At 31.1% G+C, this 15,808-nt stretch carries 13 protein-coding genes; 5 read left to right on the forward strand and 8 right to left on the reverse strand.

The genetic code is table 11. The annotated features are described in order from the left end of the window. Positions 1-808 precede the first annotated feature (808 nt). From ACSHW5_RS10250 to ACSHW5_RS10260, 3 genes are all read right to left on the reverse strand, one after another. Positions 809-1,255 (reverse strand): hypothetical protein, encoded by a 447-nt coding sequence (locus tag ACSHW5_RS10250; RefSeq protein ID WP_435676038.1) that lies wholly within the window; start codon positions 1,253-1,255, stop codon positions 809-811. A 184-nt stretch (positions 1,256-1,439) separates the two neighbouring features. Further along, complete coding sequence (locus ACSHW5_RS10255; RefSeq protein ID WP_435676039.1) at positions 1,440-2,789, reverse strand: M56 family metallopeptidase; 1,350 nt, start codon at positions 2,787-2,789, stop codon at positions 1,440-1,442. Positions 2,790-3,016: 227 nt separating this feature from the next. Continuing rightward, the gene (locus ACSHW5_RS10260; protein ID WP_435676040.1) at positions 3,017-3,379 is read right to left on the reverse strand and encodes a BlaI/MecI/CopY family transcriptional regulator; all 363 of its coding nucleotides are present in this window, start codon (positions 3,377-3,379) and stop codon (positions 3,017-3,019) included. 166 nt (positions 3,380-3,545) lie between these two features. Here ACSHW5_RS10260 and ACSHW5_RS10265 point away from each other — a divergent pair, with 166 nt between their 5' ends. The 5 genes from ACSHW5_RS10265 (at position 3,546) to ACSHW5_RS10285 (ending at position 10,346) form a co-directional block, all read left to right on the forward strand. Then, positions 3,546-4,046, forward strand: coding sequence for a DUF456 domain-containing protein (locus ACSHW5_RS10265; RefSeq protein ID WP_435676041.1), 501 nt, complete (start codon positions 3,546-3,548; stop codon positions 4,044-4,046). Positions 4,047-4,291: 245 nt separating this feature from the next. Next, the gene (locus ACSHW5_RS10270) at positions 4,292-6,547 is read left to right on the forward strand and encodes a xanthine dehydrogenase molybdopterin binding subunit (protein WP_435676042.1); all 2,256 of its coding nucleotides are present in this window, start codon (positions 4,292-4,294) and stop codon (positions 6,545-6,547) included. A gap of 241 nt (positions 6,548-6,788) precedes the next feature. Beyond that, the gene (locus tag ACSHW5_RS10275; protein ID WP_435676043.1) at positions 6,789-7,286 is read left to right on the forward strand and encodes a hypothetical protein; all 498 of its coding nucleotides are present in this window, start codon (positions 6,789-6,791) and stop codon (positions 7,284-7,286) included. Beyond that, positions 7,283-8,233 (forward strand): XdhC family protein, encoded by a 951-nt coding sequence (locus tag ACSHW5_RS10280; RefSeq protein ID WP_435676044.1) that lies wholly within the window; start codon positions 7,283-7,285, stop codon positions 8,231-8,233. The genes ACSHW5_RS10275 and ACSHW5_RS10280 overlap by 4 nt, the downstream gene beginning before the upstream one ends. Before the next feature lie 151 nt (positions 8,234-8,384). Beyond that, complete coding sequence (locus tag ACSHW5_RS10285; RefSeq protein ID WP_435676045.1) at positions 8,385-10,346, forward strand: adenylate/guanylate cyclase domain-containing protein; 1,962 nt, start codon at positions 8,385-8,387, stop codon at positions 10,344-10,346. A gap of 565 nt (positions 10,347-10,911) precedes the next feature. On the opposite strand, the gene ACSHW5_RS10290 is transcribed toward ACSHW5_RS10285, so the two are convergent. From ACSHW5_RS10290 to ACSHW5_RS10310, 5 genes are all read right to left on the reverse strand, one after another. Continuing rightward, positions 10,912-12,318: an FAD-dependent oxidoreductase gene (locus ACSHW5_RS10290; RefSeq protein WP_435676046.1), complete on the reverse strand. Its 1,407-nt coding sequence runs from the start codon at positions 12,316-12,318 to the stop codon at positions 10,912-10,914. 54 nt (positions 12,319-12,372) lie between these two features. After that, a complete protein-coding gene (locus tag ACSHW5_RS10295; protein ID WP_435676047.1) occupies positions 12,373-12,753 on the reverse strand; it encodes a hypothetical protein in 381 nt (126 codons plus the stop codon). Positions 12,754-12,806: 53 nt separating this feature from the next. After that, positions 12,807-14,495: a CRTAC1 family protein gene (locus ACSHW5_RS10300; protein WP_435676048.1), complete on the reverse strand. Its 1,689-nt coding sequence runs from the start codon at positions 14,493-14,495 to the stop codon at positions 12,807-12,809. Next, positions 14,488-15,153, reverse strand: coding sequence for a DUF6796 family protein (locus ACSHW5_RS10305; RefSeq protein WP_435676049.1), 666 nt, complete (start codon positions 15,151-15,153; stop codon positions 14,488-14,490). The genes ACSHW5_RS10300 and ACSHW5_RS10305 overlap by 8 nt, the downstream gene beginning before the upstream one ends. A gap of 95 nt (positions 15,154-15,248) precedes the next feature. Continuing rightward, on the reverse strand, positions 15,249-15,707 hold the full coding sequence (locus ACSHW5_RS10310; RefSeq protein WP_435676050.1) for a DUF2062 domain-containing protein: 459 nt from the start codon (positions 15,705-15,707) through the stop codon (positions 15,249-15,251). Positions 15,708-15,808: the final 101 nt, after the last annotated feature.

A 15,808-nucleotide genomic window follows, 5' to 3' on the forward strand; every position in this document is an offset into this window, starting at 1 on the left:
GAGGGAGAAATCTTATAGCAGTGAGAAACCCATACCTGTCAAACTTTATGTGATTTCTCCTAAAAAGTCGAAATGACAAACTATATATTTTTTAAAAGCCAAACAAATGATGCCATGCAGATTTGTCATTTCGATCGGAGAGAGAAAATCTTATAACTGTAAGAACCCAAAACCTGACAAACTTTATGTGATTTCTCCTAAAAAGTCGAAATGACAAACTGTATGTTTTTTTTAAAAGCGAAATAAATGATGACGGGAACTTTTGTCTTTTCCATCGGAGAGAGAAATCTTATAACAGTAAGAACCCAAAACCTGACAAACTTTATGTGATTTCTCCTAAAAAGTCGAAATGACAAACTGTATGTTTTTCTAAAAAAGCGAAACAAATGTTGACGGGCAGTTTTGTCATTTCGATCGGAGAGAGAAATCTCATAACAGTGAGAACACAAAACCTGACAAACTTTATGTGATTTCTCCCAAAAAGTCGAAATGACAAACTGTGTGTTAAAAAAAAAGCGAAACAAATGATGACGGGAACTTTTGTCATTTCGATCGGAGAGAGAAATCTTATAACAGTGAGAACCCAAAACCTGCCAAACTTTATGTGATTTCTCCTAAAAAGTCGAAATGACAAACTTTGTAGTTTTTTTTAAAAAAGCGAAACAAATGATAACGTGCAGGTTTGTCATTTCCATCGGAGAGAGAAATCTTATAACAGTGAGAACACAAAACCTGACAAACTTTATGTGATTTCTCCCAAAAAGTCGAAATGACAAACTGTGTGTTTTTTTAAAATAACTGAAAACAACTAGTCTGTTAACTGAATTCTTATGGGTAATTTATATTTTGTAGTTACAGGAATACCTCTTTTAATTGCCGGATATACTTTTGGAATATTTAACAAACTAGCTTTTAACAAACTATCTAATTGAGGTAATTCAGTTTTTATTCTTTCAGAAGATTTAATAGTGTCTAATATAAAATTACCATTGGCATTAATAATTAAATCTACATAGATAATTTCATCAATAGAATCTTTTATTGTTAGTTGATGTTTCTGAAGCTCCTCTCCTATTTTTTTATGAATGGTTGCTCTAAAGCAAGCTGCTTTTTCTTCTTTATCAAGAATTGCATCACAAACATTAAAAGAAGGAAAAGTATCTACCGAAGAAAAATCTACAATAGTATCTAAAACGTCTATCTTCTTGTTTTTTGTAAATGAAAATTTATCACACGAAGTGATAAAAACCATCATTATAAATAAAGCTAAAAACCTTAAAAACATACTTTTAATTAAAGCGTGAATTTACAAAACTTTACCGACTTTTTATTCTAAACATGTAACACTTTAAAAATCGCTTATTTAAGCAAAAAAAGCTAGAGTCTGCACACTAGCTTTTTATAAATAACTACATAATATCAGTTAGAAGTTAGGTGTTTTACTCTACAAGTAAAGTAACTGGTAAGGAATATTTAACAATCAGTTTTTCTCCATGATGTTCCCCCGGTCCCATTTTTGGCAAGGTATTCATAACTCTAATCACTTCTTCTTTAATATCTGGGTGTGGAGCTCTTGCAGTTACATCTACAATATTTCCTTCTTTATCAATTTTAAAACCAATAAAAACTCTTTTTTTACCTGCTTCCAAACCTAATTGATTTGGTAAATCTGATTTAAAATTCCTTGTAAAATGTTTTTGAACTTCTTTAGAAAAACAAGCTTTATCTCCAGACTCACAACCCAGAAAAGTAGGTGCTTTGTCTATTTCCATAAAAGAAATTGAGCCATCAGAAGATTTTGGACTTGATATTTTTTTAGATAGATACTTAGTTAAACCTGAAGTAATTTTTAATTCTCTTTTTATAGCATTCAACGAATCTTTTAATGCTTCATTTTCGTTTTTAAGCAATGCAATTTCAGATTTTTTATCGGTAGATGTACACGAAGTATAAAATAACATACTCGCCAATACCGGAATCAATACCAAATATTTTAACTGATTCATTTTTTTAGATTGTGTTTTTTTCATCATAATAATTCTTTTTTTAAGTAAGGTTTTTTTATAAAATTGATTGACAAACGCTATGTTTTCAACTTGAAAAAAGTTGGATAGTAAATTATTGATATACATTTCTTTGCTTGCTGATTTTGCAGCCACTTCATCGGAAATGTATTCGTGTAATAAGGTGATTCTTTTCTGATAGAAATAAATCATTGGATTAAACCACATGACAATTTTTAAAAACTCGAAGAATAATAAATCCAAAGAATGTTTTTGTTTGCTGTGTACAAATTCGTGTGCAATAATTTGCTTTTGCTGAGAAACGGGAATTTCTTTTCCTAAAAAGATAAAGTTGAAAAATGAAAATGCTTTTGTTTGCTTAGGAAGTAAAACCAATGTGTAAAACTCCTTTTTTACAACTTCGTATGTTCTAATTAAGTTAATTATTTTAAATAATTTTAAACAAAATAAGATTGAAAAAAGCCCCACGCCTGTCCAAAATATAAGGTTTACATAATTTACCTCATTTATAGATTGATACATTGCTGTTTTTTCTATTACTTTTTCTGGTGATAAAACAATTTCTGGTAAATAAATAATAAACTCTTGAGAAACCGCTTTTTGAAACGTTGGTATTTTAATAAACGGTAAAATGAAAGACAACATTGGCGTACTTATTAAATACCATCTGTTTTTAGTAAAAAAGGTTTCTTTGCTTAAAAAGAAATCATAAACCGTCAAGAATAATACTTGAAATAATATGACTTGTAAAATGTAATTGATCATCGCTTTTTTTTATTTTTTTATTATCACACCGTCATTTCGAAATAAGTCTTTTTAGACGATTGAGAAATCACATGCAAACAGATAATTATGAGATTCCTCTTCATTAGCTGCGCTAGATACTTTCAATTAAAAAAGTATTTTAATTTCAGTAGCATTCGGAATGACAATTCGTTTCAATACTTTATTTTTAAAAACAATTGAGACTGCCAACTGCAACTGAAAACTGCCTACTCTTTCTTATTCACTTCCTTTAAAATGGATTCTAATTCCGCAACATCCATTTTATTTTCTTTTACAAAAAAGGACACCATACTTTTAAAAGATCCATCAAAATACCCGTCCATTAATTTGTGTAAACTTTGGTTACTATACGCCTCTTTTTCTATAATTGGAAAATAGATAAAACCTCTTCCTAAAGGTTTATGACCTACAAATTCTTTGGTTTCTAAAATCCTGATAATTGTAGAAACCGTATTGTAGGCAGGTTTAGGTTCTGGCAATTTGTCTATTACTTCTTTTACAGACGCTTCTTCTAAAGTCCATAAAACTTGCATTATCTGCTCTTCTGCTTTGGTTAATTGTTTGTTCATAATTTCAACTATCTTTTTAGTTCAATACCACAAATATAACTAATTAATTAGTTTGAACTAATTTTTTAGTTGATAATATTTGTAACAAAACTTTTATATAATCGTTATATTATTAGAAAACTGCGTTCATTATTGACTTTACATCAGTTTATTTATTAAAATTTATATGGATATATTTTTATTATTACTAGGCTTTCTTTTAGTTTTCCTAGGCATTATTGGTTCCTTTTTACCTATTTTACCAGGACCTTTAACAGGTTGGTTTGGACTTCTTTTTTTACATTTAACCAACGTAATTCCTATGAATTGGACCTTTTTAGGAATCACTTTGGCTATTGCAATCCTTATATGGATTCTAGATTATTTTATTCCTGCAATGGGAACAAAACGCTTTGGCGGTAGCAAATATGGAGTTTACGGAACCACCATTGGCCTACTAGTTGGCCTCTTCTCTCCTATTCCGTTTGGCATTTTAATTGGTGCTTTTTTTGGCGCATTGGTAGGAGAACTTTTATACGATAGTAAAGACACAAACCGTGCAATAAAAGCTTCGTTTGGTGCTTTTCTAGGATTTTTAACTTCGGCAACCATCAAGTTTTCTATTTCCGTAGTGTATGTTGTTTTATTCCTTATGAAGTTTTGGGAATATAAAAACGAATTCTTTTAAAGAAGCTTAGTACTTTAGATTTTCAAAAGATTTGCAAACAAGTTTAGCCCAGATTGAAGTGGCATCCTTTTTTCTGGCAGTTCGAGTGAATTTGCTTTTTTGCAAATTTGTATCGAGAACAGAAGAAAAAAGATATAACGGAAAGCTGGAAATAGCTTCAGAAATAAAAAACTGAGCGCTTAAATCACTTTCTTTTTTATATATTTAGGTGCCACAAAATCTAAAAATTAGGTGGCAAACTTAAAATGAAAAATATTGATAGTTTTAAGCATTTGCGTGGCGAATCGGTTTTTGTTGATGATATTATTACAAGACAAGATACGTTGTATGGTTTGTGTTTCGACTCTCCGGTTGCGCATGGAATTATTAAAAACGTAGACTATTTGCAAGCAGAAATGTTAGATGGCGTTGTAAAAATTTTTACGTATAAAGATATTTTAGGCGAAAACCAAATTGGTGGTATTATTCCTGATGAACCACTTTGGGCCGAAAATGAAGTCCATTTTTGTGGACAGCCCATAGCTTTTATTGTTGCTAAAAGTGAAGCAATTGCCAAAAAAGCACGCGCCTTAATAACCATTAACATAGAAAAATTGCCTGTAATTTCAACAGCAAAAGAAGCCAAAGAAAAAGGAAGTTTTATAAATGCGCCACGTACTTTTAATTTAGGAAATACCACAACTGCATTTAAAAATTGCGCTCACATTTTTGAAGGAGAAACCTTTACAAACGGACAAGAGCATTTGTATTTAGAAACCCAAGGTTGTTATGTGGTTCCGCAAGAAAATGGAAGTATAAAAATAACTTCTTCTACACAAGGACCCACGCAAGTTCAGAAAACTGCGGCAAAAGTTTTGGGAATTCCCATGCATAAAATTGAAGTAGATGTAATTCGTTTGGGTGGTGGTTTTGGTGGTAAAGAAGACCAAGCAACGCCTTGGGCGGTGATGGCAGCCGTTGCAGTGCAACACCTAAAAAAACCTGTAAAATTTATTTTAAATAGACATGATGATTTACGCATGACAGGCAAACGTCATCCCTATTCTTCTTCTTATAAAATAGGATTGACCAAAGATTTTAAAATAAAAGCTTTTGAAGCTGAGTTTTTACAAAATTCTGGCGCTGCAGCAGATTTATCTCCGGCAATTGCCGAAAGAACCTTGTTTCATGCCACCAATAGTTATTTTATACCTCATGTAAAAACAACCGTTTTTAGTTGTAAAACCAACTTACCTCCAAACACCGCATTTAGAGGTTTTGGCGGTCCGCAAGGAATGTTTGTAATAGAAAGTGCCATTGCAAAGGCGGCCAATGAACTTGGCGTTGCTAAACAAATAATTCAAGAAAATAATTTAATTTCAGAAAATGATGAATTTTCATACGGACAAATAGCCACAGAAGTACAAGCAAAAAAATCTTGGTTTAAAGCCAAGGAAAAATTTGAATTTGAAAAACTAGCAAAAGAAGTAGCAACTTTTAACACAGAAAATCAATTGTATAAAAAAGGAATTTCGCTCATGCCCATTGCATTCGGAATTTCATTTACCAACACGCCTATGAATCACGCAAGAGCATTAATTCATATTTATCAAGACGGAAGTGTTGGGGTTTCTACCGGCGCCGTAGAAATGGGGCAAAGTGTAAATACCAAAATGTTGCAAGTAGCACAAGATGTTTTAGGCATTTCTACAGATTTCATAAAATTAGAAACAACCAATACAACGCGTGTTGCAAATACATCGCCATCGGCGGCAAGTTCTACCGCAGATTTAAACGGAAAAGCAGTAGAAATGGCGTGTAATTCCTTGATAAAAAGGTTAAAAAAAGTTGCTGCAAAATTTCTTTCTGTGGATGAAAACAAAATAACAATGAAAGAAAATTTTGTTTTTGTGGATGCTAAAAAGTCGGATATTGATTGGAAAAAACTTATTACACAAGCCATGTTAGAAAGAGTGGCTTTGTCGGAAAATGCACATTATGCAACGCCTATCATTCACTTTGATAAAAGCAAAGAAAAAGGACATCCGTTTGCATATCATGTTTATGGAACCGCAATTACCACAGTAACGGTAGATTGTTTGCGAGGAAATTATGAAATAGATAGCGTAAAAATTGTACACGATTTTGGAAAATCTATGAATATAGGCATTGATATTGGCCAAGTTGAAGGAGCTTTAGCACAAGGAATTGGTTGGATGACTTTAGAAGAAATTGCCTATAATTCCGACGGAAAATTAGTATCAAACGCTTTATCTACGTACAAAGTTCCAGATATTTTCTCATCACCAAAAACCATAGAAACCATTCCGTTAGAAACGGATGGGCATGAATTGGCTGTTAAAAAATCTAAAGCTGTTGGAGAGCCTCCATTAATGTACGGCATTGGTGCTTTTTTTGCCATTCAGGCAGCTGTAAAAGCATTTAATTCTAATTATGGTTTAAAATTTAATGCACCGTTTACACCGGAAAAAGTATTGATGGGATTGTATGAAAATCCGTAATATGACTAAAAAAAAGGTTTATTACCTAAAAATAATTAAAATAAACAATGCCTTTCTGAGCTTGCAGAAGAAAAGTGTTACATATTAAAAAAAGTATTCGACAGGCTCAGACGGACAATCATTCAGGTAATTGTAACTAGGAAAAACTACCCTATGAATGAATAATAGTTTGTACATCTAGATTAATAATCATCATATCTTCAAAGATTTTAAAACCTTAGAAGCTGGTAAAATTTAAAATTTGAATTTCAGTAATTTACAATTTACAAAACAAAATATTTTAAAAGGCGCACTTATTTATAGCGCCGGAGATACAATTGCGGCTCTTTTATTACAAGAATTTTCTATCTATAGAGTATTAGGAATGATGTGCGTTGGTGCAACTGTGTATGCTTTTGAAATTCCTAATTATTTTTCTTGGATTGAACACAAAACAGCAAAACTATCAGGAATAAAAAAAACAATCTCTAAAACAAGTTTGGCTATTTTGTATTTTAATCCTCTTTGGATTTTTAGACACTTGGCTTTTATCAAATTATTTTCCGGAAATTATGAAGTGATAAATAGTAGTTTATTACAAATTGCATTGGTCTCTTTTTTAGTAAATATTCCTATCTCTTATATTGCAAATTATACGATTCAAAATAACATAAAACTCGATTGGCGATTTATAGCTAGTGCAATTTTCTCTGCAATTATGGCTATTTATTATGCGGCGAGTGAAACTCTATTTACATGATTATCTGGCAACATATCTTATCCAAACTAAAAGAAAACACAACCGTTTATTTGTTAGTTGTTGTTCAGAATACCGGAAGTTCTCCAGGTAGAAAAGGTTTTAAAATGCTAGTGAGCAAAGATGGTTTTATTTTTGGCTCTATTGGTGGTGGCGTTATGGAATTCTCTTTGGTAGAACAAGCAAAAAAGCTTTTACAGGAAGAAAACACACCTATTTTTATCAAAAAGCAAATTCACAAAGGACATGTAAAAAATGGGTCTGGAATGATCTGTTCTGGCGAACAAACTGTCGCTTTTTATCCTATGGTAAAAAGGCATATTTCTATGGTAAACAACGTTGTAAATTGTCTAGAAAATAATCTGAATGGAGTTTTACAACTCACGCCAACGTCTATTTCTTTTGCTGATAAAAAAATGGATTCTCAGTTTAATTATCAACTAAATTCTGAGAATGAATGGTATTTTAAAGAACAACTCAATTTTAAAGAAACCTTATACATTATTGGCGGCGGACATGTGAGTGTTGCCGTTTCTGAATTGCTGGTAAACCTAGGTTTTTATGTAATTATAATAGACAACAGAAAGAATCTTAACACTTTAGAAAACAATAATTTTCCTCATAAAAAACTGATTATCAACTATAAAGATATCCATAATTCTATTGATGAAGGTTTGAATACTTATGTGGTAATTATGACACATAAATACACAGAAGACAAACTAATATTAAGTAAATTATTAAAAAACAACTACAAATTTATGGGTGTTTTAGGCAGCAAAGCAAAGTTAGCAACTATGTGGAAGGTTTTGTTGGATGAAGGTTTTACTCCTCATGAATTAAATAAAATTCATGCACCCATAGGACTTTCTATAAAAAGTGAAACTCCGCTAGAAATTGCCGTTAGTATTGCAGCGCAAATTATTAAATGTAGAAATTCTGAAAAATAGTTTTCCTTTTATATTTGTGCAGCACTTTTAATAAATTCTAATGGCTGACGCATTATAAATCTCTACTTTTTTCTATTTATAATTTATTTACTAACTTTAGTGATTCATCAAACCTTGTAGCGAACACACAGCGAATTTTATTTTCATCAAAATGAAACAACTAATTCTATTGCTTTTTTTGTGTTTTTCAATTTTAGAGCTTTCTGCTCAAAACTCGCTTGACTCACTTTTAACTATTTGGAACAACAAAACTGTTTCAGATACCATAAGATCAAAAGCATTTACAGATTATATTTATACAAGTTCTTTTTATACAAATCCCGATAGTGCAATTATACAGGCTGCCAAATTATATAAGTTTACAGAAAATGCAAATTATAAAAAAGGAAGTGTGGATGCACTTAACTTATCTGGCTATACTTATTTTAGAATTGGCAAATACGCCAATGCTTTAGAGGCTTATAAAAAAGGGCTAAAACTTGCAGAAGATATTCAGTATAAAAAAGGAGCAGCCAATATATTACTAAGAACAGGTTACATCTACCATGATAATGGAGACATATTTAAAGCGTTAGATTATTATCAAAAAAGTTTAAAAATTTTTGAAAAAATTGAAGATAATAATGGAATGAGTGCTATTTATAATGAATATGGAAATATCTATTTATCGAAAATGGAATATGAAAATTCATTGAAATATTATCAAAAAGCAATTACCATTAATAACGAACTTAATAATCAAAAAGGCAACGCTTCCCTCTTCCTAAATATAGCGCAAGTATACTTACAACAAGATAATCTTACCAAGTCTCTTGATTATTTTGAGAAAGGTTTGCGTCTTTTTGAAAATACCAATGATAAATTAGGGATTGCTTCTGGTCTTGCCGGTATTGCTGATATTTATAACGCAAAAGACAATATTAATAAAGCTTTAGAATACTTTCAAAAAAGTTTAAAACTGAGTGAAGAAATAAATGATGTGCAAGGAATGGTAGGTACCATGTTTGGCATTGCCTATATTTATATTGATAAAGGTGAATACACAAAGGCTATAAATATTTGTAAAAAAAGTCTTGCACTCACCAAAGATTTGGGTGATATAAATGATCAAGAAGAATCTTGCTATTGCCTATATGAAGCCTTTAAAGCAAAAGGAAATACCAAAGAAGCAGTGGCTTATCTAGAAAAAGTAATGGTATTTAAAGACAGCATAAAAACGGAAGCATCTAGCAAAAAACTACAACAAATGGAGTTTTCTAAACTAGTACTTCAAGACAGTATTGCTACCGTAGAAAGAGAAAGACTGGTGTCTGCAGCACATGAAAAGGAAATGCAGCAAGAAGAAAAAACAAGAAATATTTTATTTGGCATTGCTATAATCATCTTAATTTTGGCAAGTGGTTTATATCTTCGTTTGCGTTTTGTACGAAAATCTAAAGCAATTCTTAAAATTGAAAAAGATAGATCAGAAAATCTTTTGCTAAATATTCTTCCTGCAGAAATTGCCCAAGAACTTAAAGATAAAGGCAAAGCCGATGCCCGTGATTTTGATAAGGCAAGCATTCTTTTTACAGACTTTAAAGGTTTTACCCAAGCAAGTGAAAAACTGAGTGCAAAAGAATTGGTGGCAGAGATAAATACTTGCTTCAAAGCCTTTGATATTATTATAACAAAATATGGTATAGAAAAAATAAAAACTATTGGAGATGCATATATGGCAGCAGGAGGTTTACCTGTGCCAACAGATGACTCCGTAAAGAAAACTGTTCTAGCCGCATTAGAAATGCAAGATTTTATTTGTAAACGTAAATTGGAATTAGACTCTATAGGAAAAACTTCTTTTGAAATGCGCGTAGGAATTTATACAGGACCTGTTGTTGCCGGAATTGTTGGTGTAAAAAAATTTCAATATGACATTTGGGGAAATACAGTAAACACAGCCAGTAGAATGGAAAGTTCAGGCGAAGTTGGTAAAGTAAATATCGGTCATGACACCTATGAGCTTTTAAAAAACGACCCAGATTTCACTTTTGTTAAACGTGGAAAAATTGAAGCAAAAGGAAAAGGAAAAATTGAAATGTGGTTTGTAAAATTAAAAGGGAATCAATTGTAAAAAAGGAATTTTAATAAGTCCTTAGTTGTCGTATAAAAATTAAATTATTCACGAGCAACATTACATCGATAAATTAAGAATATCTTGAGCAAAAAAGAAACTCCAAATAAAATAATCAGTTTATGCGTAAATGTCCCCCAACAATTTAGCTAAAACAGAAATTATAATAGATGGAGTTATTCTAATATTGCTCTATTCATTTACCTGTTTCACATCAATATTTTTATCCTTTTTAATCAATTGGCTTTGTAAATTGCAACCAAATTATTGTAAAAATCAGCAAACAAGTGAAAAAGTAGTCTCTATAAAAACAAAACCTTACAGATATCTGTAAGGTTTATAAATAAAACGTTTCTTTTGTTTATAATTGCTTTTTACACTTCGTTTTTAAAATGTAATTACTCCATACAAAATAAGCGTGATGGGTTCCGTAAGCTACTTAAAACGACAAGAGTTGCATGTAAAACAGTTCTATTAAAATTATGAAAAAAAATTACTAATTAAGTCTAAAACTACATTTGTTGATATTTTTTCTACTGTTATATACTACAGAGAAGGCAATATTCTATTTAAAATATTGACGTACACCATAACTTGCCAAAACACCTTCTCCTGTTGCTGCCGCTACTTGTGCGATAGCTCCTTCTCTACAATCTCCAGCGGCAAATATGCCTTTTACATTAGTTTCAGCCAATCCTGTTGTAGTAATAAAACCTTGTTTATTAAGCTGTATAAAATCCTTTATGCTATCTGTATTTGGAATAAGTCCAATAAATATAAACGCACCATCAGCATATAATTCTTGTGTCTCTCCAGATTTCACATCCTTTATCTTTAGTCCTTTGAAATTGCCTTTATCACTTTTAATAAACTCAACAGACTCTTTGTTCATATAGGTTTCTATATTTTTAATTGATGGCAGTTTTTCAATATAAGTCTGTGAAGCCGAAAATTCATTATTTCGATTTACAATAGTTACTTTTTTACAAAATTTAGCTAAAAACACGCCTTCTTCCAAAGCACTATTTCCGCCACCAATAACAATAATTTCCTTATCTCTATAAAATGCACCATCACAAGTTGCGCAAAAATGAATGCCAGCTCCAATTAAATCTTCTTCATTTGGAATTCCCAATTTTCGATAAGTGGACCCCAAAGCCAATACCACCGTTTTACTTTCATATTGCCCCATATTTGTGGTTACAGAAAAGGTGGTTCCTGTTTTTTGAATAGCATTTACTGAAACTCCTGTTTCAATTTTTGCTCCGTAGGTTTTAGCCTGTTCAGCCATTTTTTGTGTAAGTTCTGGTCCTGAAATAGTTGTAAAACCCGGATAGTTTTCAATTTTTTCAGTTAGAAAAGCATTACCGCCTACGTTTTTCTTTTCAAGAATCAATGAATTAAATCGATCTCTTTGAATATAAATAGATGCTGTTAATCCTGCAGCTCCTGCGCCCACAATAATACTATCATACACTCTTTTTTCAGTTTCATGACCAATTGATAAAACTTCTTTTAAAATAGCATTGTCTGGATTGGTATACGCAACATCATCTATGAAAATTGTTGGAATAATGCGTTTTCCTTTATTGGTTTCTTCAACCAATTTTGCCGCCCAATCATGTTTATCTACTTCAATAAATTGAAAATTAATATGGTTATCTTGTAAATATGCTTTTGCACGTTGACAATCTGGACACCAGTTTGCTCCATATAGCACTACTCTTCCATTTTTGTTAATTCCTAATGAATTCGCAAGTATGGCATTATCAGGATTTGTGTACGGTTTATCATTAATAATTATGGTAGGTATTATCCGTTTTCCTTTGTTTATTGCTTCAACCTTAGACGTTGCCTCTTTATCTAAATCAACATCAACAAAATTAAAATTAATATTGTTTTCTTTTAAATATGCTTTTGCTCTTTGGCAATCTGGACACCAATCGGCTCCAAAAAATTGTATGGTATTCATTTAGTTAGTTTTTACTATTATTTTAGTTTCTTGAATAATTTAAACGATTTCAAATTAGCGATTTTCTTTATTTATCAAGGTTATTTTTAATCCGATTAATGTGGAAAATATAAGGAATGACAAGTAACACATTGGTGTTCCGTTATCTAATTTTGGGCATTCTCCATTGCCCGTAAATTGCATGAAAGATGCAACAATGGCAATTGTTAATGCAAGTCCTGTAAAAACAAAATACAATCGATTCCATTTATTAAAAATATGTGCAATAAGTGGAATTAAAAAGCAAAAAAACACAATTACACAGGCGGGAATAATCCAAATTTTAGGACATCCATTTCCTGTTTGAATTTCATTCCACACCAAACCTAAAGTACCCCAAACACCTATGAGTAATAGCATTATTATAGCAATAGACAATCCTTTTTTTACAGTCATTTATTAAAAATAAATTAAGTTATTTTACAATTTCGTGTATGCTTTCTACTTAATTAGTTTTGACTTGAATGAGAAATAGAATCTTTAATTTGTTGTTTTTCTCTTTCAGATTTTATGTTTACAATTGTATTGATTTTAGGATTAATTACTTCGTCTGTTTCTCCGTTTAAATATTGTACCGTTACCTTTTTTACTTCGGTATCTTGTCCTAAACCAAAATGCAACAAAGCGGTTTGGTCACTTGCCAAACCTTCACCAGTTACTAACCACTCAGTTAATGTTTTTGTTGCAGTTGTAATAGTAACTTTAGCTCCTTGGTCTTTAGCTGCATCTTCTAAATCTATTTGAATAAAATTATTAACACCTCCTTTATTAATGTAGGCTAATGATGGTGTATCAATATTGGTCCAAATCATATCTAAATAACCATCTTTATTAAAATCACTCACCAAAGCCGTAATTCCAAAATGCGGATTTACAACGCCACTTTCCGTTTCGGTAGGTGCAAATGTGCCATCTTCTTTTTGTACCAAAAATCGACTTTTTAAACGAAATATTTTATTTGGAGCAAAATCTACATAATTTTCGGCTACCATTAAATCCTGAAGACCATCATTGTTCATGTCGGCAAATGTACAACCCCAAGAAAATTCATAATCGGCAATTTTAGTTTCGGCGGCAACATCGGTAAATTTAAAATGACCATCATTGCGTAATAAAATCCATTTTTCATTAAATTTTGAGGCATCTTTAACATCTCCTTTTGCCAACGTCCTTGGCAAAGTACTCCCCGTATTAGAGAACATAAAGTCTACCAATCCATCATTATTGTAATCGCCAACAGCAATTCCCATAGGATATGCAAATTTGTTGGTTGTTGGATTCTCTTTCATTGTAAACGTAAGATTTCCATTGTTTTTATACGTTCTTACTTCTCCCGTATCATGTGCTACAACTAAGTCTATATTGGTATCATTATCTATATCTACAAAAACAGCCATAAATGTATTATGTACATATTCAAGTCCTGCTTGTTTAGTAATGCTGGTAAAATTTTCTTGGCCATCATTTAATAATAATTCACTGGTAGCACCGTAAGTTTTATCTTCAAAAATGGTTTGACCTTCCATCAAATTCTTTTTTAGATATGTAGACATAAAAATATCTAAATCACCATCTTTGTCAATATCTGCAACAGTTAACCCTGCCGGGATAGATTTTTCATTTATTGGTGTATCAATAACTTTTTCGGTGAATTTACCATCAAAATTGTAGTAAATTCGAAGTCCATCTTCACGACTTAAAATCAAATCTGTAAATCCATTATTGTCAAAATCTACTGAAACTACACCCGTACTTGTGGTTAAAGTTCCTTTTTTAGGTAAATTAACTTCAGAAGAAATATTTACAAATTTGTTATCTCTAAATGCTAAAATAACATCTTCCTGATCCATTCCTCCTCCAAAAAATACTTCATCAACGTTATCATTATCAATATCTATTAACGCAGAAGGTGCAATTGGAAGCGATTTATCGCCATTATATTGATGGATAAAATCTAATTCTACTTGAGCAAATCTGGGTATTTTATCTTCACTTACAGTGGTATCATATTTATCTGAAACGGCATCATTCCAGAAAAAATAAATGACCACAGCAATAAGTGCTAGTAGTACAACTCCTATAATCTTAAAGATATTTTTAAAGATGCTTGTTACATTCTTTGTTTTTTTACTAGACATTGCTTTTGTTTTTAGTTCGTTTATTTAATTGATAAAGTGAAAGTGAAAAGAGTATAAAATGTGTTACATTCATTAATATTGGCAACATATATTTACCAATTGACGGTATAAGTTTCCCTAAGATTACTAATAATAAAAGAATGGCTATAGGGCTAAAAATGGCCATCCATTTTTTATAATAGGTTTTTCCTTTTAATATTGCTATAACAAAAACTATGGAAAGTAACGCTATAACAATACGTAGTGCTTTTACTAGAACCTCTAAATGATTGGTATAATTGTCTATAAGAATTTTATAATTCTCTACATTTAAAGCGTCTTTTAGATGAACAATATTCCCTATTGAAGCACGAGAACCAATCCAAATACCTCCTATTGCAAAAGATACAAAACCCAATCCTAAAACTATTCTAGCTAATGTTTCGTTACCAGATTTAAGCATTCTGTATATATGAATATAACCGGCAAAATAAAAAGGCAAACCAATAACGGAAAGAAAATGCCCTGTTGTTAAGTTTTTAAGTGATACATATTTGAAAAACTCATAATCTGTTGAGCTCTCTAAAATATGAGGAGAATAATGTAAATAGAATTCACCTACTCCTACTAATATTGCTCCTAAAAGACCTAGATAGCCTACATTTTTTGTGAGTTGCATATACTATAATTTATTAAAATTTGAAATTTGAAAAATTAATTTCTTTTGAGAAAAACTTAAAATCAACATGAAAAAATTCTTTAAAAAAATTAACATCAGACTGTTTTATTTTTAGATACGTCTATTTTATTTATGAACAAAATACTCAATAAAGCAATTGGTAACGCCAATACTAACCAACCACTTATACCACAAACTAATTCAAAAACAAGCTGTTTTATAGTATTAAAAAACGAGGATTCAAAAGCATTTTTAATTTCTAAAACTGTTAAAAGCGTGTGTTTTGCATTAAAAATAGTCTCTCCCAGATGAATAAATGGCATAAAAAGCAGAAACTGTAAAGGGGTTGCTACATAACTAACCACAATCATAATTGGTAAGTTAAGCTTCAATTTAACAGCTAAAAAAGTTAGAAGAATTGTAGTGACGCCAAATATTGGGAACACAGTAACCAATAAACTAACAATGATGGCTTTTGCAATTTGAGTTCCACTGATACCTTGTCTAAAAGGTTGTTTAATTTTTTGCCATAAGGTCTGAAAAGTAAGTTGCATTTATAAACTATAAATTATTTTGTGAATAGACGTACCAATGTTAAAATCCTGACAATCTGTACTCTTTTTTTTAATTTACTTGTTATTGTGGATCTACTTAA

Source organism: Polaribacter sp. (genome assembly GCF_051251875.1).
Classification (GTDB): domain Bacteria; phylum Bacteroidota; class Bacteroidia; order Flavobacteriales; family Flavobacteriaceae; genus Polaribacter.

Coding starts and splice junctions, on each gene's coding strand:
- ACSHW5_RS10250 (WP_435676038.1), bottom strand. CDS start 1,255: ATGATGGTTTTTATCACTTCGTGTGATAAATTTTCATTTACAAAAAAC.
- ACSHW5_RS10255 (WP_435676039.1), bottom strand. CDS start 2,789: ATGATCAATTACATTTTACAAGTCATATTATTTCAAGTATTATTCTTG.
- ACSHW5_RS10260 (WP_435676040.1), bottom strand. CDS start 3,379: ATGAACAAACAATTAACCAAAGCAGAAGAGCAGATAATGCAAGTTTTA.
- ACSHW5_RS10265 (WP_435676041.1), top strand. CDS start 3,546: ATGGATATATTTTTATTATTACTAGGCTTTCTTTTAGTTTTCCTAGGC.
- ACSHW5_RS10270 (WP_435676042.1), top strand. CDS start 4,292: ATGAAAAATATTGATAGTTTTAAGCATTTGCGTGGCGAATCGGTTTTT.
- ACSHW5_RS10280 (WP_435676044.1), top strand. CDS start 7,283: ATGATTATCTGGCAACATATCTTATCCAAACTAAAAGAAAACACAACC.
- ACSHW5_RS10285 (WP_435676045.1), top strand. CDS start 8,385: ATGAAACAACTAATTCTATTGCTTTTTTTGTGTTTTTCAATTTTAGAG.
- ACSHW5_RS10290 (WP_435676046.1), bottom strand. CDS start 12,318: ATGAATACCATACAATTTTTTGGAGCCGATTGGTGTCCAGATTGCCAA.
- ACSHW5_RS10295 (WP_435676047.1), bottom strand. CDS start 12,753: ATGACTGTAAAAAAAGGATTGTCTATTGCTATAATAATGCTATTACTC.
- ACSHW5_RS10300 (WP_435676048.1), bottom strand. CDS start 14,495: ATGTCTAGTAAAAAAACAAAGAATGTAACAAGCATCTTTAAAAATATC.
- ACSHW5_RS10305 (WP_435676049.1), bottom strand. CDS start 15,153: ATGCAACTCACAAAAAATGTAGGCTATCTAGGTCTTTTAGGAGCAATA.
- ACSHW5_RS10310 (WP_435676050.1), bottom strand. CDS start 15,707: ATGCAACTTACTTTTCAGACCTTATGGCAAAAAATTAAACAACCTTTT.